The 17,373-nt window shown below is 63.9% G+C and carries 19 protein-coding genes; 10 read left to right on the forward strand and 9 right to left on the reverse strand.

Translation table 11 applies throughout. From position 1 onward, the window contains the following. Nucleotides 1-92: 92 nt before the first annotated feature. The 3 genes from AC1DXM_RS20190 to AC1DXM_RS20200 form a co-directional block, all read right to left on the reverse strand. Nucleotides 93-596 (reverse strand): invasion associated locus B family protein, encoded by a 504-nt coding sequence (locus AC1DXM_RS20190; RefSeq protein ID WP_477235526.1) that lies wholly within the window; start codon nucleotides 594-596, stop codon nucleotides 93-95. Nucleotides 597-914: 318 nt separating this feature from the next. Continuing rightward, complete coding sequence (locus AC1DXM_RS20195; protein WP_477235528.1) at nucleotides 915-1,277, reverse strand: YkvA family protein; 363 nt, start codon at nucleotides 1,275-1,277, stop codon at nucleotides 915-917. A 132-nt stretch (nucleotides 1,278-1,409) separates the two neighbouring features. Then, the gene (locus tag AC1DXM_RS20200; RefSeq protein ID WP_477235530.1) at nucleotides 1,410-1,706 is read right to left on the reverse strand and encodes a 4a-hydroxytetrahydrobiopterin dehydratase; all 297 of its coding nucleotides are present in this window, start codon (nucleotides 1,704-1,706) and stop codon (nucleotides 1,410-1,412) included. A gap of 103 nt (nucleotides 1,707-1,809) precedes the next feature. Between AC1DXM_RS20200 and AC1DXM_RS20205 the strand changes: the two genes are divergently transcribed. Then, nucleotides 1,810-2,322, forward strand: a complete 513-nt coding sequence (locus AC1DXM_RS20205; protein WP_477235532.1) for a low molecular weight protein-tyrosine-phosphatase — start codon at nucleotides 1,810-1,812, stop codon at nucleotides 2,320-2,322. On the opposite strand, the gene thpR is transcribed toward AC1DXM_RS20205, so the two are convergent. Next, nucleotides 2,226-2,822: an RNA 2',3'-cyclic phosphodiesterase gene (gene thpR / locus AC1DXM_RS20210; RefSeq protein WP_477235534.1), complete on the reverse strand. Its 597-nt coding sequence runs from the start codon at nucleotides 2,820-2,822 to the stop codon at nucleotides 2,226-2,228. The genes AC1DXM_RS20205 and thpR overlap by 97 nt on opposite strands. 137 nt (nucleotides 2,823-2,959) lie before the next feature. Then, nucleotides 2,960-3,604: an arylesterase gene (locus AC1DXM_RS20215; protein ID WP_477235536.1), complete on the reverse strand. Its 645-nt coding sequence runs from the start codon at nucleotides 3,602-3,604 to the stop codon at nucleotides 2,960-2,962. A gap of 85 nt (nucleotides 3,605-3,689) precedes the next feature. On the opposite strand from AC1DXM_RS20215, the gene AC1DXM_RS20220 reads away from it, so the two are divergent. From AC1DXM_RS20220 to AC1DXM_RS20235, 4 genes are all read left to right on the forward strand, one after another. Further along, complete coding sequence (locus AC1DXM_RS20220; RefSeq protein ID WP_477235538.1) at nucleotides 3,690-4,388, forward strand: ABC transporter ATP-binding protein; 699 nt, start codon at nucleotides 3,690-3,692, stop codon at nucleotides 4,386-4,388. Further along, entirely contained in the window at nucleotides 4,388-6,937 is a 2,550-nt protein-coding gene (locus AC1DXM_RS20225; protein ID WP_477235540.1) for an ABC transporter permease, read from the forward strand. Before AC1DXM_RS20220 ends, AC1DXM_RS20225 begins: the two co-directional genes overlap by 1 nt. A gap of 241 nt (nucleotides 6,938-7,178) precedes the next feature. Beyond that, on the forward strand, nucleotides 7,179-7,919 hold the full coding sequence (locus AC1DXM_RS20230; RefSeq protein ID WP_112560076.1) for a Bax inhibitor-1/YccA family protein: 741 nt from the start codon (nucleotides 7,179-7,181) through the stop codon (nucleotides 7,917-7,919). Between the two features lie 118 nt (nucleotides 7,920-8,037). Then, nucleotides 8,038-8,616: an N-acetyltransferase family protein gene (locus AC1DXM_RS20235; protein ID WP_477235542.1), complete on the forward strand. Its 579-nt coding sequence runs from the start codon at nucleotides 8,038-8,040 to the stop codon at nucleotides 8,614-8,616. Between the two features lie 100 nt (nucleotides 8,617-8,716). Here the strand turns inward: AC1DXM_RS20235 and AC1DXM_RS20240 are convergent, their stop codons facing one another. From AC1DXM_RS20240 to acnA, 3 genes are all read right to left on the reverse strand, one after another. Continuing rightward, complete coding sequence (locus tag AC1DXM_RS20240; protein WP_477235544.1) at nucleotides 8,717-9,106, reverse strand: DUF2794 domain-containing protein; 390 nt, start codon at nucleotides 9,104-9,106, stop codon at nucleotides 8,717-8,719. Between the two features lie 667 nt (nucleotides 9,107-9,773). After that, entirely contained in the window at nucleotides 9,774-10,583 is an 810-nt protein-coding gene (locus AC1DXM_RS20245; RefSeq protein ID WP_477235546.1) for a DUF1223 domain-containing protein, read from the reverse strand. A gap of 326 nt (nucleotides 10,584-10,909) precedes the next feature. Further along, nucleotides 10,910-13,600: an aconitate hydratase AcnA gene (gene acnA / locus AC1DXM_RS20250; RefSeq protein WP_477235548.1), complete on the reverse strand. Its 2,691-nt coding sequence runs from the start codon at nucleotides 13,598-13,600 to the stop codon at nucleotides 10,910-10,912. 285 nt (nucleotides 13,601-13,885) lie between these two features. On the opposite strand from acnA, the gene ccmA reads away from it, so the two are divergent. The 5 genes from ccmA to AC1DXM_RS20275 all read left to right on the forward strand — a co-directional run bounded on the left by ccmA (nucleotide 13,886) and on the right by AC1DXM_RS20275 (nucleotide 17,194). Continuing rightward, on the forward strand, nucleotides 13,886-14,545 hold the full coding sequence (gene ccmA, locus AC1DXM_RS20255) for a heme ABC exporter ATP-binding protein CcmA (RefSeq protein WP_477235550.1): 660 nt from the start codon (nucleotides 13,886-13,888) through the stop codon (nucleotides 14,543-14,545). Nucleotides 14,546-14,606: 61 nt separating this feature from the next. After that, the gene (ccmB, locus tag AC1DXM_RS20260; protein ID WP_477235552.1) at nucleotides 14,607-15,272 is read left to right on the forward strand and encodes a heme exporter protein CcmB; all 666 of its coding nucleotides are present in this window, start codon (nucleotides 14,607-14,609) and stop codon (nucleotides 15,270-15,272) included. Nucleotides 15,273-15,377: 105 nt separating this feature from the next. Next, the gene (gene ccmD, locus AC1DXM_RS20265) at nucleotides 15,378-15,557 is read left to right on the forward strand and encodes a heme exporter protein CcmD (protein WP_477235554.1); all 180 of its coding nucleotides are present in this window, start codon (nucleotides 15,378-15,380) and stop codon (nucleotides 15,555-15,557) included. Then, the gene (locus AC1DXM_RS20270) at nucleotides 15,554-16,135 is read left to right on the forward strand and encodes a DsbE family thiol:disulfide interchange protein (protein WP_477235556.1); all 582 of its coding nucleotides are present in this window, start codon (nucleotides 15,554-15,556) and stop codon (nucleotides 16,133-16,135) included. The genes ccmD and AC1DXM_RS20270 overlap by 4 nt, the downstream gene beginning before the upstream one ends. Before the next feature lie 15 nt (nucleotides 16,136-16,150). Then, the gene (locus AC1DXM_RS20275; protein WP_477235558.1) at nucleotides 16,151-17,194 is read left to right on the forward strand and encodes a DUF2332 domain-containing protein; all 1,044 of its coding nucleotides are present in this window, start codon (nucleotides 16,151-16,153) and stop codon (nucleotides 17,192-17,194) included. Between the two features lie 10 nt (nucleotides 17,195-17,204). On the opposite strand, the gene AC1DXM_RS20280 is transcribed toward AC1DXM_RS20275, so the two are convergent. After that, nucleotides 17,205-17,372: a hypothetical protein gene (locus AC1DXM_RS20280; RefSeq protein WP_112560088.1), complete on the reverse strand. Its 168-nt coding sequence runs from the start codon at nucleotides 17,370-17,372 to the stop codon at nucleotides 17,205-17,207. Nucleotide 17,373 lies beyond the last annotated feature (1 nt).

The following is a 17,373-nucleotide window of genomic DNA, read 5'->3' on the forward strand; positions in this document are numbered from 1 at the left end:
CCGATTTCATCCATCGTGCCGAAAAGAAGCGCGGCGCATAGCACAGGTTGGGGTGAGAGTCATGCGGGGCCGCATCAAGCAGCCCCGTTAGCCTACTTGCACTTGGCGATCGACGACAGCGCGGCTGAGATGCCCTTCAGCGAAAACACATAGGTTGTCGTGTTGCCGCGGCCGGACTTCGCCGACACCTTCATGTCGGTGCCGGTCTTCATTGCGGCGATCAGCACCGGCTCTTCGGCGGCGTTCTCCACCCAGGCCGACTTGCCGCGGGTGAACATCGAGAACGACTTCTTGTCGATGGTGACGGTGGCCTTGGAACCTTCCTGGAAGGTGTAGCCGGCGATGAATTGCGGCTCGTAGGACACCTGCTGTCCCGGCCGCTGGCTGACGAAGAAGAACATGTCACCATGGTCAAGCGTCGGCGGCTGCTTGTCGGTCGGCACGGTCAGGACGTAGCAGACCTTGCCGCCCTGCGCCTGATAGCTGTAGGTGCCCCAGGCGTTGTGCTGGCCGATCTTGGTCGCCTGCTGCGCCAGCGTCGGCGCTGCAGAGGCCACCAGGACCAGGCTCGAGACTAGTGCAATCAATCCGCGCATCGTTTTTCCCGTATTCCAAATGGTGCGGGGGCAGGCCGGCTTGGCGTCCTGCCCGTCGCTTCATTTTGATTTAATCTGGGTTACCAAACGGTGAATTTCCCCTGGAAAAGGACATTCACCCATGGAAACCACCGCCATTTCCGCGCCGCTCGTTGAAAAACGGCTTTCGCAATGTCCCTGCGGCGACTTGGAGGCCACGAAAGCGGCAAGAGTTTGACTTTTTCAACGGCCGCAGCGGAACTCGAAGCCAAGCCGCTATCGCCCTGTTTGAACGCCGGATTTCTGAAAAACAAGTTCGCTGATGGGACGGCCGCCGGTTCAGCTCTTGTCGGCGATCGCCTCTTTGGCGGCCTGTCGGTGGGCAGGCGTGATATGGGCGCTGACGGCAGTGATCGCTGCGGTCAGCACAGCGATGTCGTCGGTGAAGCCGAGGCCGAGGACGAAATCGGGGATGACGTCGACCGGCAGTACGAAATAGCCGAGCGCTGCGAGCAATATGCCCTTGGCGCGCAAAGGCGTCTTCTTGTCGAGCGCGCAATAATAGGCAGCGACCACCTCTTCCATGAAGGGTATCTGCCGCGCCGCCTTCTTGGCCGTGCGCCAGAATTTCGCGCGCACTTCGCTTTCATCGCCCAGTCTGTTGCCGAAGCCGAAGAAATCAAAACCGGGTTGTTGCGCCATCAATGTCTCCTCTGCTGGCTTTCGCGCACCGTGTTGCGCGCGGCCGGCACGGGAAAATGTGGTGAAAGCCGAACCCCGCTGCAAGAGGATGACGTCGATTTGCCGGCACTGGCCCGTTGCGACGCTGGGCTGTCAGCCGCCGAAATACCCGTTCATCTTCTTGGCCAGCGCGATGTCGAGCGCAGTGACGCCGCCGGCATCATGGGTGTTCAGCGTCACGTCCACCGTCTTGTAGACATTCGACCAGTCGGGGTGATGGTCCATCTTCTCCGCGGCCAAAGCGACGCGGGTCATGAAGGCGAAGGCTTCGGAAAAATTCTTGAAGACGAAGCTGCGTTTGATGGAAGCGCCGTCCGCGACCAGCGACCAGCCGCCCAGTTCGGTCAGTGCAGCTGTAATGGCGTCCTTGCTGAGTTTCTCTCTCGTCATGATGATGTCCTGTGCTATCTCGATTTTGACCCTCACCATAATGCAAGTCGCCCAAACGTGCCTTGCGTTTTGGGATCCCAAATGCACAAACGGCGCATATCGAATGAGCATAAAGCCGATAGATTCCATTCTGTTCGTCTGCCTCGGCAACATCTGCCGCTCGCCACTCGCCGAAGGCGTGTTTCGCGCCGTGCTGGCCGAGCGGGGCCGCGCCATGATGCTGGACTCGGCCGCGACCGGCGGCTGGAACCTCGGCGAAGCACCCGACCCGCGCTCGGTCGCGGTCGCTGCCCGCCACGGCATCGACATTTCCGGGCAGCGGGCGCGCAAGGTCCGGCCGGAGGATTTTGCCCGCTTCGACCTAATCCTCGGTATGGACCGGCAGAATGTCCGAGACCTGAAGGTGATGGCCCCGGCCGGTGCCGGCGAACGCATCCATCTGCTTGCGGAGTTCGCGCAGGGAAAAGCCCGCGACGTGCCGGATCCCTATTACGACGGGGCGGAAGCCTTCGCCTCAGTCTACCGCATAATCCGCGAAGCGTCGGAAGCGCTGGCAAAGCTGCTTGAGGAGCGCGCATCGGCGCCGGACAGCGGCCAGGCTTCCTCGACGATGTAGGGGCCGCCGCCGACCGAATCGCGCGACGACATCAAGACGAAGCGGCCGACGCGAAACGGCAGCGTCGAGAAATTGCCGCGCGCCGACAGATATTGGGCGACGTCGAGCGGGCTCGAATTGCGCAAGCGCGCCAGCGTCACATGCGGTGTGAATTTGCGCGGGTCTGCCGGCAGGCCGAGCCGCTGGCAGATACGGTCGATCTCGCCTTGCAGGGCGGAAAGGTCGGGCGAGGCGAAAACGCCGGCCCAGACGGCGTGCGGCTTTTTCTGGCCGAAGGCGCCGACCCCGGACAGCGTCAGCGAGAAGGATGGGCGGTGAACCCGGTCGAGCGCGTTGGCGATCTCGTCAGCGACATGGCCTTCGACATCGCCGATGAAGCGCAGCGTCATGTGGTAGTTTTCGACATCGATCCAGCGGGCCCCGGGCAGGCCGCCCCGCAAAAGGGACAGCGAAAGCGCGGCGTCACGCGGCATTTCGAGGGCGGTGAAAAGACGCGGCATGGTGAGCCTCCCTTCCTCGAATCGAACTATGCCCCTACCGAATCATCGATATTCAAACGGGGCAAGTGGTTTGTTGGTCGCAGGCTTTCCCTAATGTTTCCCTTACGGAAGGTCGCGCCAGGAGCGAATGTCCTGCCTCAGGCGCCGCCCTCGACCGCTGCAATTGCCTTTTCCACGGTCGGCAGGATGCGCTCGACCATTGCATCGACGCCTTTCGGGTTGGGGTGCAAGCCATCCTCCAGCTGCAGGCCGGACTGTCCGGCAACGCCGTCGAGAAAGAACGGATAGAGCGGCACATCGTATTTCGCGGCCAGCTTCGGATAGATCGCATCGAAGGCGGTCTGGTAGTCGGCGCCGAGATTGGGGGCGGCGCGCATGCCGGCCAGAAGCACGGCGATCTTGCGCGCTTTCAGCTTCGCCAGCATGTCGTCCAGGTTCTTTTCAGTAATGCTGGGCGAGACGCCGCGCAGCATGTCGTTGGCGCCGAGTTCCAGGATGACAAGCTTGGTGCCGTCCGGCACCGACCAGTCGAGCCGCGACAGGCCACCGCTCGACGTATCGCCGGAAACGCCGGCATTGGCGACGCTCACATCAAGGCCCTTGGCGCGAAGGGCTGCCTGCAATTTGTCGGTGAAGCCTTCGCCGGGCCCGAGGCCAAAGCCCGCCATCAGGCTGTCGCCGAAGCCGACGATGGTGAATGTCTCTGCCCGCGCCGACGAAATGGCGCCGCAAAGGGTGAGGAAAAGGATGAGCCCTGCGGCAATCGAGCGTTTGAAAGACATGCGGCAGGCCCCATATGACCAAGAATTCTTCCGGCGACGGCTTCCGGCAGGCAGAGCCTTCATCTCCATATAGGACGCTTTAATTGTGACAGAAGCCGTCATCGAGCTGAAAGACATATCCCTGACCCTCGGCCAAGGCGCGTCGTCCGTGCATGTGCTGAAAGGCGTCAGCCTCGACGTTACGCGCGGCGAGGCGACCGGCATTGTCGGTCCCTCAGGGTCCGGCAAGTCGACCTTGCTGATGGTTCTGGCCGGACTGGAGCGGGTCGATTCGGGCACGGTGCGCATCGCCGGCGAATCGCTGAACGACAAAAGCGAGGATCAGATTGCATCGTTTCGGGGCCGAAACATCGGCATCGTCTTCCAGTCCTTCCATCTCATTCCCAATATGACGGCGCTGGAAAATGTCGCGGTGCCGCTGGAGCTGGCCGGCCATGCCGATCCGTTCGGCGTGGCCGCGCGCGAACTGGCAGCCGTAGGCCTCAGCGACCGCGTCACCCACTATCCCGGCGAACTCTCCGGCGGCGAACAGCAGCGCGTGGCGATTGCGCGGGCGCTGTCGCCCGCGCCGCGCATTCTGATCGCCGACGAGCCGACCGGCAATCTCGACCAGGCGACGGGGCGGCAGGTCGCGGACCTTTTGTTCGCCAAGGCGGCCGAGCGCGGCATGACGCTGGTGCTGGTCACTCATGATCCTGCCCTTGCGGCGCGCTGCTCGCGCCAGGTGTCGATGCGCTCGGGCCGCATCGAGGATGCGCCTCTGCAGGTTAAGGTGCCGGCCTGATGCCGCTGTCGCAGACGCTGAAACTCGCGTTTCGCTTCTCGCTGCGCGAGATGCGCGGCGGGCTGTCCGGCTTCATGATCTTCCTGGCCTGCATCGCGCTCGGCGTTGCCGCCATCGGCGGCGTCAATTCGGTGGCGCAGGCGATCACCGCCGGCGTTGCCGACCAGGGCCAGACGCTGCTCGGCGGCGATCTACGCTTCCAGCTCAACCAGCGCGATACGACGCCGGCCGAAAGCGCCTTCCTCGGTGGCCTGGGTGCGGTGTCGCACAGCGCCAACATGCGCTCGATGGCGCGGCTCGAGGACGGCTCAGACCAGGCGCTGGTCGAGGCCAAGGCAGTCGACGACGCCTATCCGCTCTATGGCGCGCTGCAGACCGAGCCGCAGCTCGGCAGACAGGATCTGTTCGGTGAGAAATCCGGAATCTTCGGCGCCGTGGCGCCCGACCTGCTGTTCGATCGGCTCAATGTGAAGATCGGCGATCGGTTGAAACTCGGCAGCGCGACATTCGAATTGCGCGCCAGGCTGGTGAGCGAGCCGGACGCGGTGTCGGATGGATTCGGCTTCGCGCCGCGGCTGATGGTCTCGACCGCAGGGCTTGCCGCGTCAGGGCTGATCCAACCGGGCAGCCTGGTCGAGAATGCCTACAAGGTTCGCCTACCGGCCGGCGCCAGCGAGGCCGATCTCAAAAGCATCCAGAAACGGGCCGCGAGCGATTTCCCCGAAGCCGGCTGGTCGATCCGCACGCGCTCCAACGCCGCACCCGCGCTGTCCTCCAACATCGAGCGCTTCTCGCAGTTCCTGACGCTGGTCGGGCTGACCGCGCTGGTGGTCGGCGGCGTCGGCGTCGCCAATGCGGTGCGCGCCTATCTCGACGGCAAGCGCGGCGTCATCGCCACCTTCAAGAGCCTCGGCGCTTCGGGCGGCTTCGTCTTCACCGTCTATCTCGTGCAAATCCTGATGATCGCCGGCCTCGGCATTGTGCTTGGCCTTATCCTCGGCGCCGCCATGCCGTTCGCGGCGAGTGCCGCGCTGCAGTCGGTCATTCCGGTTCCGGCCGAAGGCGGCTTCTATCCCGGCGCGCTGGCTCTTGCCGCGCTGTTCGGTCTGCTGGTGACGCTGGCCTTTGCGCTGCTGCCGCTCGGCCGCGCCCGCGACGTGCCGGCAACGGCGCTGTTTCGCGAAATGGGGTTCGAGGGCCGCGGCTTTCCCCGCCTGCCCTATCTTGCCGCAGCGGTCGGCATCGCGCTCGCTCTGGCGGCGCTGGCCATCCTGTTTTCCGGCGACCAGCGCATCGCCTCGATCTTCGTCGGCGCGACGATCTTTGCTTTTCTGGTGCTGCGCCTCGTCGGCGCGCTGGTGCAATGGGTGGCGCGCAAAAGTCCGCGCGTCCGCTCGGTTGCGCTCAGGCTCGCCATCGGCAACATCCACCGGCCCGGCGCCCTGACGCCGTCCGTCGTGCTGTCGCTGGGCCTGGGGCTGACGCTTCTGGTGACGTTGGCGCTGATCGACGGCAATCTCAGGCAGCAGATCTCCGGCAGCCTGCTGGAGCGGGCGCCGAATTTCTTCTTCGTCGACATCCAGAACGGCGATGTCGACGCCTTCTCGGCGCTGGTCGGCAAAGAGGCGCCCAAGGGCACGCTGGTCAAGGTGCCGATGCTGCGCGGCCGGGTGATGGCGCTGAACGGCGTCGATGTCGACAAAGCCAATGTGCCGGCTGAAGGCGCCTGGGTGCTGCGAGGCGATCGCGGCCTGACCTATGATGCCAAACAGCCGGTCAATGCGACGCTGACCGAAGGCAGCTGGTGGCCGGACAGCTATGCCGGCGAGCCGTTGGTTTCGTTTTCCAACGATGAAGGCAAGGCGCTGGGGCTGAAGCTCGGTGACACCGTCACCGTCAATGTGCTGGGCCGCAATGTGACGGCCAGGATCGCCAATTTCCGCGAAGTGCAATGGGAGTCGATGGGCATCAATTTCGTCATGGTGTTCTCGCCTAACACCTTTGCCGGCGCCCCGCATGGCTGGCTGGCGACGCTGACCGAGAAGGATGCGTCGGTGGCGGACGATGCCCGACTGCTCAACGCCGTCACCCGTGCCTTTCCGGCGGTGACGACGGTCCGCGTCAAGGACGCGCTCGATATCGTCAACCGGCTGGTCGGCCAACTCGGCACGGCGATCCGGGCGGCGGCCGGCGTGGCGCTGATCGCTTCGGTGCTGGTGCTGGCCGGCGCGCTCGCCGCCGGCAACCGCGCCCGCATCCACGACGCGGTGGTGCTGAAGACGCTGGGCGCCACGAGACGGACGCTGATTACGGCGTTTTCGCTCGAATATATGCTGATCGGGTTGGCCACTGCGGTGTTCGCGCTTGCCGCCGGCGGCATCGCGGCCTGGTACATCGTCGCCCGCATCATGACGCTGCCATCGCATTTCATGCCGGAGGTGGCCGTGGCGACTTTGATCTTCGCGCTGGTGATCACCGTCGGCATCGGCCTGGCCGGCACCTGGCGGGTGCTCGGCCACAAGGCGGCGCCGGTGCTGCGCGACCTCTAGGTTTCAAGCGGCAAAGCCGGCCGAATCTGGCCGTTTCCGATTAAATCTTTGTAATGCAGCTGCCGCGAAAGCCTGGAAAACCGGCTTCCGGCGATTCACCAGGCGTTGCAGCCCGTTACGGTCTTGTTCTTGACGTCAAGAACCATCATATTTCGCCACAGGCATGCTGGGGCCCCGCCAGCGGCGCCCAGGCCAAAAAAGGGCCTGACACCGTACGGGGCAGAAGCAACAGAGGATTCCAATGGCTGAGCCCATTCGCAACTACCAGACTTCGGCCGTGCCGGGCGCGCGCGCCGACATTGACCAGGGCCTGCGCAGCTACATGCTGAAGGTCTACAATTTGATGGGGCTTGGTCTCCTCATCACCGGCATCGCCGCCTGGGGCGCTTTCCAGCTCGCCGTCACCGGCGACGGACAGCTGACCGCTTTCGGCACGCTGATCTACGCCAGCGCCTTCCGCTGGGTGGTCATCCTGGCCCCGCTCGCCGCCGTCTTCTTCCTGTCGTTCAGGATCCAGTCGATGAGCGTGGCCGCGGCACAGACAACCTTCTGGGTCTATTCGGGCCTGGTCGGTCTGTCGCTGTCGACCATCTTCCTGGTCTACACCGGTGCCTCGATCACCCAGACCTTTTTCGCCACGGCGGCCGCCTTCGGCGGACTGTCGCTCTATGGCTACACGACCAAGCGCGACCTTTCGGCGTTCGGCTCGTTCCTGGTCATGGGCGTCGTCGGCCTGGTGATCGCCATGCTGATCAACATCTTCCTGCAGTCGTCGGCGCTCGGCTTCGCCATCTCGGCGATCGGCGTGCTGATCTTCGCCGGCCTCACCGCCTATGACACGCAGACCATCAAGGAAATGTACTACGAAGGCGACCAGGCCGACGTTGCCGGTCGCAAGGCGATCATGGGCGCGTTGAGGCTCTATCTCGACTTCATCAACCTGTTCATGTTCCTGCTGCAGTTCATGGGCGATCGCCGCTAAGCGGTCTCCATCCAGGCAACTGGACCAGCTGATATCGAAAGGGCGGCCTAACGGCCGCCCTTTTCTTTTGTGCCGGCCTTTGCTGTGATGGCGGGCAGATGAATCGTTTGCACAAATTATGAGCATTATTGCCATACGAACGGCCCTGGAGGGCGACCTCGACCGAATCACCGAGATCTACGCCGATGCGGTGACGCATGGCACGGCGAGCTATGAACTGGAGCCGCCGAGCCGTGCCGAGATGGGCGCGCGCTTCGACAGCCTGACAGATGGCGGCTTTCCCTATCTGGTGGCGGAAAAGGACGGCGGGTTGCTTGGCTACGCCTATGCCGGCGCCTTCCGGCCGCGCCCGGCCTACCGCTTCATCGTCGAGGATTCGGTCTATGTCGCACCTGACGCCAAGGGCCAGGGCGTCGGGCTGCTGCTGATGCAGGCGCTGATCGAGGCCTGCCGGGTCGCGGGTTTTCGTCAGATCATAGCTGTGATCGGCGACGGCCATGCCGACAGCGCGTCGGTTCGGTTGCACGAAAAGCTTGGCTTTCGCCATTCCGGCCGCCTGGAAGGCTCAGGCTACAAGCATGGGCGCTGGCTGGACACGGTGTTCATGCAGCTGTCGCTGAATGGCGGGGCAACGGCGCCGCCCGATCCGGATTCGCTGCCGGAGCGGAAATTTCGCAAGAGTCTTGGCGGGAAGTGAGCGGGGTTGACGAACTTAGGAACTGGAGAATTGGAGAAAAGAGACTCAGTCCTGGCGTAAATCCCGTTTTTTCCGTTCCCCAAGTCTTCAATTCCGCAGCTCAGGCCTCGACAACTTTCAGCTTGGGATCGAAGACGCCGAGCACGCGGCCGAGTTCCTGGCCGCGCTTGAGGATGCGGCCGCCGGCAGCGATGACGGCGAACGCGCCTTGCCGTCGCGTCAGTTTCGGATCCTTGACGATCTGGAACAGCGGCACTTCGCTGGCTCGGCGGAAGACCGAAAACACAGCGCGATCAGCGAGATGATCGATGGCGTAGTCGCGCCATTCATTGGCGGCGACCATACGTCCGTAGAGTCTCAGGATCTCATCGAGCTCGCGCCGGTCGAAGCGAACCGGCTGGTCGAGGCGTTCGCGTCGCGCCTCCTGCAGCGGGATCAATATTGCGGATGAGTCCCCATCCTCCGCTCCACCGCTGCTGCGATCGATCATACCGCGATCCCTTTAAAAATGAATCTCGCTTGCAGAAGTTGGCGTGTTCGCGGTGGAATTGCAAGACCCGGCTAACCATCCCGGGGCTGCGCTGTTTTCGCAACGTCCAGTCACTTTTATAAAACGCGGTGTTTGAATTGGTGATGCTCCGCCACATTCCTGCCTTATTTTATCCGCGCTCATGCCCCAATGTCCGACGAATTTACCGGCGTTGCCTGAGACGGTTCGGTCCGGCACCGGCTCGTAAACCCCAAGCCCCCCGCCCACGGGTCTGCGTCGGATCGAACCAACCTCGGACTTTCCTTAGGGAGAGACCGGGTGCGACGATCCCAAAACCTAAATGACCGACGTCAGAAGCAAGCTGACGTCGGTTTTTTGTTGGCTGAAACGGACTTCGGACCACCGCGACTTCGTCATCCACGGGCGGAGCGGAAGCGAAGCGGACGCGCAAACCCGAGGATCCATGCCGCGACGCTTGTCAAAGCATGCTGCCTATCAGGACGGCCGCTGGCGCCTCAGGGCGCCCTACCAAGCAGGCCGCTCCCTATTCTTGACCGCTTTCGTGCGTGGCTGATGTCCCGGCATGGATCCTGGGGTCTCCGCGACGGAGCTTCGCTCCTGCTTCGCCCCAGGATGACGAAGGCGCGGGTCGTTTCGGCACTCTATCTTACGGCTTGTGAATAAAAGCCGCCCCCAAAATCGGGCCGGGTAGGCCGTCCTTGCCGACCGATTGCAGCAGCACGGCGCAGCCGCCTTTCTTGGCGATCTCGGTCATCGGCAATTCGTAGCGCTGCGCCTTGCCGTGCCACATGCCGGCGGTCTGGATGCCGGAGACGGCGTTCCAATAGGTCATGCTGCGGCCGGTGTTCTCGCCCTTGGCGATGGTGACCGTCTGCGGCGGTTCGAAATAGACGATGACGACATGGGCGTCGCTCGGGCCGCTGCCGGCGTCGCCGGTATCGATCATGACGCGGTCGCTGGTGCGGCTGACCTTGATTGAGACCCGCATGCCTTCGCCGGATTTCTCCATGCGAGCAAGCGCGCCGTCGACTTCCCTGCGGCTGGCGCCGTTGACATGGCTGCGGCCATTGATGACGGCTTGCGGCGTGTATACGGAGCGGGTGCCGAAGGCGCGCATATAGTCATATTGCCGGTCGGTGTTGTCCTTGTTGCTCAGCGTGTCCTGCCAACCGAGATAGTCCCAGTAATTGACGTGGTAGGCGAGCGCGACGACGTTGTCCTTGGCTGCCAGCTCGGCAAAGAAAGCGTCGGCCGGCGGACAGGAATTGCAGCCCTGGCTGGTGAAAAGCTCGACCACGCCCAAGGGCCTGTCAATCTGGGGCCTGTCAATCTGGGGCTTGTCGGTCTGCGGCTTGTCGGCCTGGGTGGTGCCGGACTCCTCGGCAAACCCGGTCCCGGCAAGCGCCGAGAAGGCCAGCGCGAAAGCCGCAAGCCGTAGAGGTTGTCGAGGTGCCATGGCCGTTCCGATTCCCGCCGGTGACGCCGGCCTTGTTCTGGTTGCCCAGATTTGTGGCAGAAGCGACAGTCAACGGGAAGTCACGTTGCGGTGAAATTTTTGCTGCCGCAACCGCGGGTATCGCCGCTATGGGCGGAGCACTTCACCGCCCGGTTCGATCGGGAGCATGGCATAAGGAGCTTGCGGCAGATCTTGCTGAGCCCAGCCGGTTTTTACTGCAAGCGAACAGGGCGGAACTTCCGTCCGCCCGGCCAATGCTTTGGAAAGACTGGGCAGTAGGGCAGTAGGTTTGTGTCCCCCTACTGCCCTACTGCCTTATTCCCTTCCTAAGCAGCCAGATCGCGCAGTACGTATTGCAGGATGCCGCCGTTCTTGAAGTAGTCGAGTTCGTCCAGCGTATCGATGCGGCAGATGATCGGCACGTTCTTCACCGTGCCGTCGCCATAGGTGATCTTGGCGATCATCGTCTGGCGCGGCTTGATGGTGCTCAGCCCGTCGATCTCGACCAGCTCGTCGCCCTTGAGGTTGAGCGAGGCCCATGAGGTGCCTTCCTCGAAGACGAAGGGGATGACGCCCATGCCGACCAGATTCGAGCGATGGATGCGCTCGAAGGACTGGGCGATGACGGCGCGGACACCGAGCAGGTTGGTGCCCTTGGCCGCCCAGTCGCGCGACGAGCCGTTGCCGTATTCGACGCCGGCGAAGATGACCAGCGGCACGCCTTCCCTTTTGTACTGCATCGCCGCGTCGTAGATCGATTCCTCTTCCTTCGACGGGTAGTGGATGGTGTAGCCGCCCTCGCGGCCGTTCTCGCCCAGCATGTGGTTGCGGATGCGGATGTTGGCAAAGGTGCCGCGCATCATCACCTCATGGTTGCCGCGCCGCGTGCCGTACTGGTTGAAGTCGGCAACGCCGACACCGTGGTCGGTGAGATACTTGCCGGCCGGCGACGCCGCCTTGATCGAACCTGCCGGCGAGATGTGGTCGGTGGTGATCTTGTCGCCGAACAGGCCGAGCACCCGCGCGCCCTTGATGTCGCCGATCTTGCCGAAACCGGCGGTCATGCCGGCGAAATAGGGCGGGTTCTGCACATAGGTCGAATTGTCGTCCCAGGCATAGGTCTGGCCTTCCGGCGCCTTGACGTTCTGCCAGTACTCGTCGCCCTTGAAGACGTCGGCATATTTGCGGGCGAACAGCTCGCGGGTGACGTTCTTCTCGATGAACTCCTGGATCTCGGCCGAGCTCGGCCAGATGTCCTTCAAGTAGACCGGCTTGCCGTCGCGGCCTTCGCCGAGCGGCTCGGTGGTGAGGTCCTTGGTGACGGTGCCGGCCAGCGCATGCGCGACGACCAGCGGCGGTGAGGCCAGGTAGTTCGCCTGCACATCGGGCGAGACGCGGCCTTCGAAATTGCGATTACCGGAAAGCACGGCGGCAGCGATCAGGCCCTTGTCGTTGATGGTTTTCGAGATCGGCGCCGGCAGCGGGCCGGAATTGCCGATGCAGGTGGTGCAGCCGAAGCCGACCAGGTTGAAGCCGATCTGGTCGAGCTCCTTCTGCAGGCCGGATTTTTCGAGATATTCGGCGACCACCTGGCTGCCGGGCGCGAGCGACGTCTTCACCCAGGGTTTCTGCTTGAGGCCGAGGCGGTTGGCGTTGCGCGCCAACAGGCCGGCGCCGATCAGCACGCTCGGGTTGGAGGTGTTGGTGCAGGAGGTGATGGCGGCGATGACGACGTCGCCATGGCCGAGATCATGGTCGGCGCCTTCGACGGCGTAGCGCTTGTGGATTTCGGCGGCCTTCTTGTATTCGGTCTCCATCGCCTTGGCGAAGCCGGCCGGAATGCCTTCCAGCGCAACGCGGCCTTCGGGGCGCTTGGGGCCGGCCATCGACGGCACGACCTCGCTGAGTTCAAGCTCGAGCAAATCGGTGAAGACCGGATCGGCCGATCCGGTGTCGCGCCACATGCCTTGCGCCTTGGAATAGGCTTCGACCAGCGCGATGCGGCTTTCCTCGCGGCCGGACATTGTGAGATAGCGGATGGTCTCGCCGTCGACCGGGAAGAAGCCGCAGGTGGCGCCATATTCGGGCGCCATGTTGCCGATGGTGGCGCGGTCGGCCAGCGTCATGTTGGAGAGGCCGGGGCCGAAGAACTCGACGAACTTGCCGACGACGCCCTTCTTGCGCAGCATCTGGGTGACGGTGAGCACGAGGTCGGTGGCGGTGACGCCTTCTTTCAGCTTGCCGGTGAGGCGGAAGCCGATCACTTCCGGCAACAGCATGGAGACCGGCTGGCCGAGCATGGCGGCCTCTGCCTCGATACCACCGACGCCCCAGCCGAGCACGCCAAGGCCGTTGATCATGGTGGTATGCGAATCGGTACCGACGCAGGTGTCGGGATAGGCGGTGGTTTCGCCGTCCTCGGTGTTGGTCCAGACGACCTGTCCGAGATATTCGAGATTGACCTGGTGGCAGATGCCGGTGCCGGGCGGCACGACGCGGAAGTTGCGAAACGCCTGCTGGCCCCATTTCAGGAACTTGTAGCGTTCCTCGTTGCGCTCATATTCTAGCTCGACATTCCTGGCGAAGGCCATTGGCGTGCCGAATTCGTCGACGATGACCGAGTGGTCGATGACGAGGTCGACCGGCACCAGCGGATTGATCTTCTGCGGATCGCCGCCGAGCGCCTTGAGGCCGTCGCGCATTGCCGCCAGATCGACCACCGCCGGAACGCCGGTGAAATCCTGCATCAGGACGCGGGCCGGGCGATAGGCGATCTCGACGCCGGCGGTGCCCTTGTCGGTCAGCCAGCCGGCAACCGCCTGGATCGATTCCTTGGTGACGGAGCGGCCGTCTTCGTTACGCAAAAGGTTCTCCAGCAGCACCTTCATCGAATAGGGCAACTGGGCGATGCCGGTGAGGCCGTTCTTCTCGGCCTCGACCAGATTGTAATAGACATAGTCCGCGCCACCCACGGTGAGGGTGCGGCGGCAATTGAAACTGTCGAGGGATTTTGACACGTGCGGTCCGTCCTTGTCTGTTCAGCCTGAAAGGGAACGGACGCCGATGGGCATGCAATCACGCGCAAAGGTGCGGGTACGGCCATTTCCGCTGTCCGCTCCCAAGCAACCCGAGCCGTTCAAGGCGGCGCGTGCGCTGGTTCGGCGCAAATTCTGTTCCCATGCCGACCGCTGGCACGGATGACCCGCATATAGAGAATTTTCTGGAATAGTTCTAGACAGTCGACAGGCAATTTTGTGCGATGCGGCAGCTGTCGCACGGTAAAGTTTTCGGGACGGGCAAGGATGCGGCTGATCGCCGAAAATCTGGGCGGCGAACGCGGCGGCGAGACGGTCTTTTCCGGCATCGGCTTTGCGCTCGAAAAGGGCCAGGCGCTGGTCGTCACCGGACCCAACGGATCAGGCAAATCGACGCTGCTCAGGGTCATCGCCGGGCTGCTGCTGAAAGCAGAAGGCGATGTGCGGCTTGAAGGCGGCGGCGAGACGTTTCCGACGATCGCTTCGGCCGTCCATTATCTCGGCCATCTCAATGCGATGAAGACGGCGCTGAGCGTGGCGGAAAATCTGCGCTTCTGGCGCGATTTCAATGGCGATGGCCAGCTGGGTGTCGAAGAAGCGCTGGAAACTGTGGGGCTCGGCGGCATCGGCCATCTGCCGTTCGGGTACCTGTCAACCGGTCAAAGAAGGCGGGCGGCGATTGCGAAGCTTTTGGTCAGCCACAGGCCGCTGTGGCTGCTCGACGAACCGACGGCGGGGTTGGACAAGGCTTCGGAGACGCGGTTTGCGGGGCTAATGGCGAGGCACTGCGCGGAGAGCGGGATTATTGTCGCGGCGACGCATCTGCCGCTGGGGTTGGATGGGGCACAGGCGTTGAGGATGGGCTCACCCTCCCCCTTGTGGGGAGGGTCGATCCGCGAAGCGGAGCGGGGTGGGGGTCTCTTATGACAACCGCCGCTCCCCCACCCCGGCGCTGCGCGCCGACCCTCCCCACAAGGGGGAGGGTGAAGTGCTAGCCCTCTTCTTCCGCGACATCCGCCTCTCCATCCGCGCCGGCGGCGGGGCATTGACGGGCGTCATCTTCTTCCTCGCCGTCATCGCCACCATCCCCTTCGGCGTCGGACCGGACCTGAAGCTGCTTGCCCGCATCGGCCCGGCGATCCTGTGGATCGGCGCCCTGCTCGCCTGTCTGCTCGGCCTCGACCGGCTGTTCCAGGCCGACCGCGAGGACGGGTCCCTCGACCTTCTGGTGCTGGGCAACGACCGCCATATGCTGGCGCTGACGGTGCTGGTGAAGTGCCTGGCGCATTGGGCGGGCAGCGTTCTGCCGCTGGTGGTCGCGGCACCTTTGCTTGGCCTGTTCATGAATATGGAGCCGCTCAGCATCGGTGCCACCGCGCTGACCCTTCTGGTCGGCACGCCAGCCATCACCTTCATCGGCGCGGTCGGTGCGGCCGTGGCGGTGGCGCTGCCGCGCGGCGGGCTGTTGATCTCGGTGCTGGTGCTGCCGCTGACCATTCCGGTGCTGATCTTCGGGGTATCGGCCAGCTACGGCGCGGTGGCCGATCCCGACCCGTTCGCGCAGCCCTTCCTCATTCTTGCCGCGCTGACGCTGTTTCTTGCCGTGCTGGGACCGGTGGCGGCAGCGCTGGCGCTGCGGCATGGAACGGATTGATGTGGCCGCTGCGGCGCGCCGGCCAATTGCGAAGCCGAAGCGGCAAAGCTATGGGAAGACCATGATCGAGCACGGCGAAGCGACAGCGGAAGGGAAGCGGGCTGCATGAGCGCACACGCCCTCTATGTCACCGCCGCCTATGGCATCACGGCGATCGTGCTGGCCGGGCTGATCGGTTGGATCCTGCTCGACCAGCGTGGGCGCAAACGCGAACTGGCGGAACTCGAGGCGGCCGGCGTGCGGCGGCGTTCGGACAAGGCCGGCACTGGGGCCAGCAAACCATGAGCACGGAAAGCGAAATGCCGGCGCCGCCACGCCGCCGCCTGATCGTGCTGTTGCCGCTGCTGGTTTTCCTCGGCCTTGCCGGGCTGTTCCTGTTGCAGCTTTTGTCGGGGCGCGACGAGGCGGAAGTGCCGTCGGCGCTGCTTGGCCTGCCGGCGCCGCAGACCAATTTGCCGGCGCTGGAAGGGTCAAACCTGCCCGGCCTCGATTCAAAAACCTTCGCCGGCAAGGTGACGCTGGTCAATGTCTTTGCATCGTGGTGCGCGCCGTGCCGGGAAGAACATCCGGTGCTGCTGGCGCTGTCGCAAGACAAGCGCTTCGTCATGGCAGCGCTGAACTACAAGGACGAGCCGCAGAACGCGCGCCGGTTCCTCGGCGATCTCGGCAATCCGTTCCAGGCCATAGGCGTCGACGAAGCCGGCCGTACGGCCATCGACTGGGGTGTCTACGGCGTGCCGGAAACCTTCGTCATCGGCAAGGACGGCAAGATCGCCTACAAGCATGTCGGGCCGCTGACGCCTGATACGGCGCAGACGCTGCTTTTGCCGGCGATAGAGAAGGCGCTGGCGGCACCGGGCTGAGGCACCGGAAACGCGATGGACGAACGAGACATCCGCGATCATTTTCTGGCTCAGGCGAAAGGCTGCGACGGGCTTGGCTCGCCGTTCACCGCGAAATTATGCCGTGCGCTGGCCAAGGTTCTCGACGCAAACACCAGGACCGGGCAGGCGGTGCTCGGCTGGCCGGGCGACGCGCGCGCCGACGGCCTCTCATTGCGGCTCTGCGGCGCGCTGCACGCGTTGGTCCTGACGGGTGCGGATGAGCGACTTACACAACTTTATCCGCCCAACCAAACAAGCGAAGATGAGATCGCGGCGGTGCTGCCGGAAGCAATTGCGCGATCCGACGAGCGGATCGTCGCTGGTCTCGCCGGCGCCCCGCAGACGAATGAGATCGCCCGGTCGGCGATGCTGCTGCCTGGATTTCTGACGGTCGCGCGCGAAACCGGCTTGCCGCTGGATCTGTTTGAGATCGGCGCCAGTGCCGGGCTCAATCTCCTGTTCGACAGCTTTCACTATCGCTATGGCGATGCCGAGTGGGGCGACCCGGCCTCCCCCGTCCGGTTGGCGCCGGAGGTGCGTGGCCGTGCTGTTCCGCTGAATGGAGACATCAACGTTCGCCACCGCTCCGGCTGCGACATCGCGCCGGTCGACGTCGCCGACGCGGCCGCGCGGCTACGGCTTCGGTCCTTCATCTGGGCCGATCAGGCAGCGCGGCTGGCCCGGCTCGACGCCGCGCTGTCACTTGCCGAAAAGTTGCCGCCGCTGCTTGTCAGGGCGGATGCAGCGGAGTTTGTCGAGAAGGCGCTGGCCGCACGGCAGCAGGGCGGCGCCTTTGTGCTCTATCATTCGATCATGTGGCAATATTTGCCGCGGACGACAAAGGATGCCATCACCGCCAGCCTGGAGCGGGCGGGCAGACAGGCTACGGCCGATGCGCCTATCGCAAGGCTGAGGATGGAGCCGCGCGATCCCACAAAGAAGTGGGCAGTGCTCAGCCTGACTCTATGGCCGCTCGGCGAGACACGCCGCCTGGCCCATTGCGATTACCATGGCCGTTGGATCGAATGGATCGGCTGAGCCCGTTCGCTCAGCCGTAGATCTGCTTGCGGACCTGGTAGAGCATTTCCGAGCGATCGGCGCGCAGGTCGGCGAGGTCGCGGCCGGAAAGGTTCTCGATTTCGGCGACGAGGCGGTTGTAGTGCTTGCGCTTGGCAATCGAGGTGCGAGCGCGGGTCATGAGACTGTCGAAGATCATA

The organism is Mesorhizobium sp. P3_A2, assembly GCF_056403115.1.

What these genes read in the sequence shown, in the direction of transcription:
- AC1DXM_RS20200 (WP_477235530.1), bottom strand. Translation starts at nt 1,706, where the DNA reads ATGACGAGAGAGAAACTCAGCAAGGACGCCATTACAGCTGCACTGACC.
- thpR (WP_477235534.1), bottom strand. Translation starts at nt 2,822, where the DNA reads ATGCCGCGTCTTTTCACCGCCCTCGAAATGCCGCGTGACGCCGCGCTT.
- AC1DXM_RS20205 (WP_477235532.1), top strand. Translation starts at nt 1,810, where the DNA reads ATGAGCATAAAGCCGATAGATTCCATTCTGTTCGTCTGCCTCGGCAAC.
- ccmD (WP_477235554.1), top strand. Translation starts at nt 15,378, where the DNA reads ATGAGCGCACACGCCCTCTATGTCACCGCCGCCTATGGCATCACGGCG.
- AC1DXM_RS20235 (WP_477235542.1), top strand. Translation starts at nt 8,038, where the DNA reads ATGAGCATTATTGCCATACGAACGGCCCTGGAGGGCGACCTCGACCGA.
- AC1DXM_RS20275 (WP_477235558.1), top strand. Translation starts at nt 16,151, where the DNA reads ATGGACGAACGAGACATCCGCGATCATTTTCTGGCTCAGGCGAAAGGC.
- AC1DXM_RS20280 (WP_112560088.1), bottom strand. Translation starts at nt 17,372, where the DNA reads ATGATCTTCGACAGTCTCATGACCCGCGCTCGCACCTCGATTGCCAAG.
- ccmA (WP_477235550.1), top strand. Translation starts at nt 13,886, where the DNA reads ATGCGGCTGATCGCCGAAAATCTGGGCGGCGAACGCGGCGGCGAGACG.
- AC1DXM_RS20190 (WP_477235526.1), bottom strand. Translation starts at nt 596, where the DNA reads ATGCGCGGATTGATTGCACTAGTCTCGAGCCTGGTCCTGGTGGCCTCT.
- AC1DXM_RS20195 (WP_477235528.1), bottom strand. Translation starts at nt 1,277, where the DNA reads ATGGCGCAACAACCCGGTTTTGATTTCTTCGGCTTCGGCAACAGACTG.
- AC1DXM_RS20245 (WP_477235546.1), bottom strand. Translation starts at nt 10,583, where the DNA reads ATGGCACCTCGACAACCTCTACGGCTTGCGGCTTTCGCGCTGGCCTTC.
- AC1DXM_RS20240 (WP_477235544.1), bottom strand. Translation starts at nt 9,106, where the DNA reads ATGATCGATCGCAGCAGCGGTGGAGCGGAGGATGGGGACTCATCCGCA.
- AC1DXM_RS20225 (WP_477235540.1), top strand. Translation starts at nt 4,388, where the DNA reads ATGCCGCTGTCGCAGACGCTGAAACTCGCGTTTCGCTTCTCGCTGCGC.
- AC1DXM_RS20215 (WP_477235536.1), bottom strand. Translation starts at nt 3,604, where the DNA reads ATGTCTTTCAAACGCTCGATTGCCGCAGGGCTCATCCTTTTCCTCACC.
- AC1DXM_RS20230 (WP_112560076.1), top strand. Translation starts at nt 7,179, where the DNA reads ATGGCTGAGCCCATTCGCAACTACCAGACTTCGGCCGTGCCGGGCGCG.
- AC1DXM_RS20270 (WP_477235556.1), top strand. Translation starts at nt 15,554, where the DNA reads ATGAGCACGGAAAGCGAAATGCCGGCGCCGCCACGCCGCCGCCTGATC.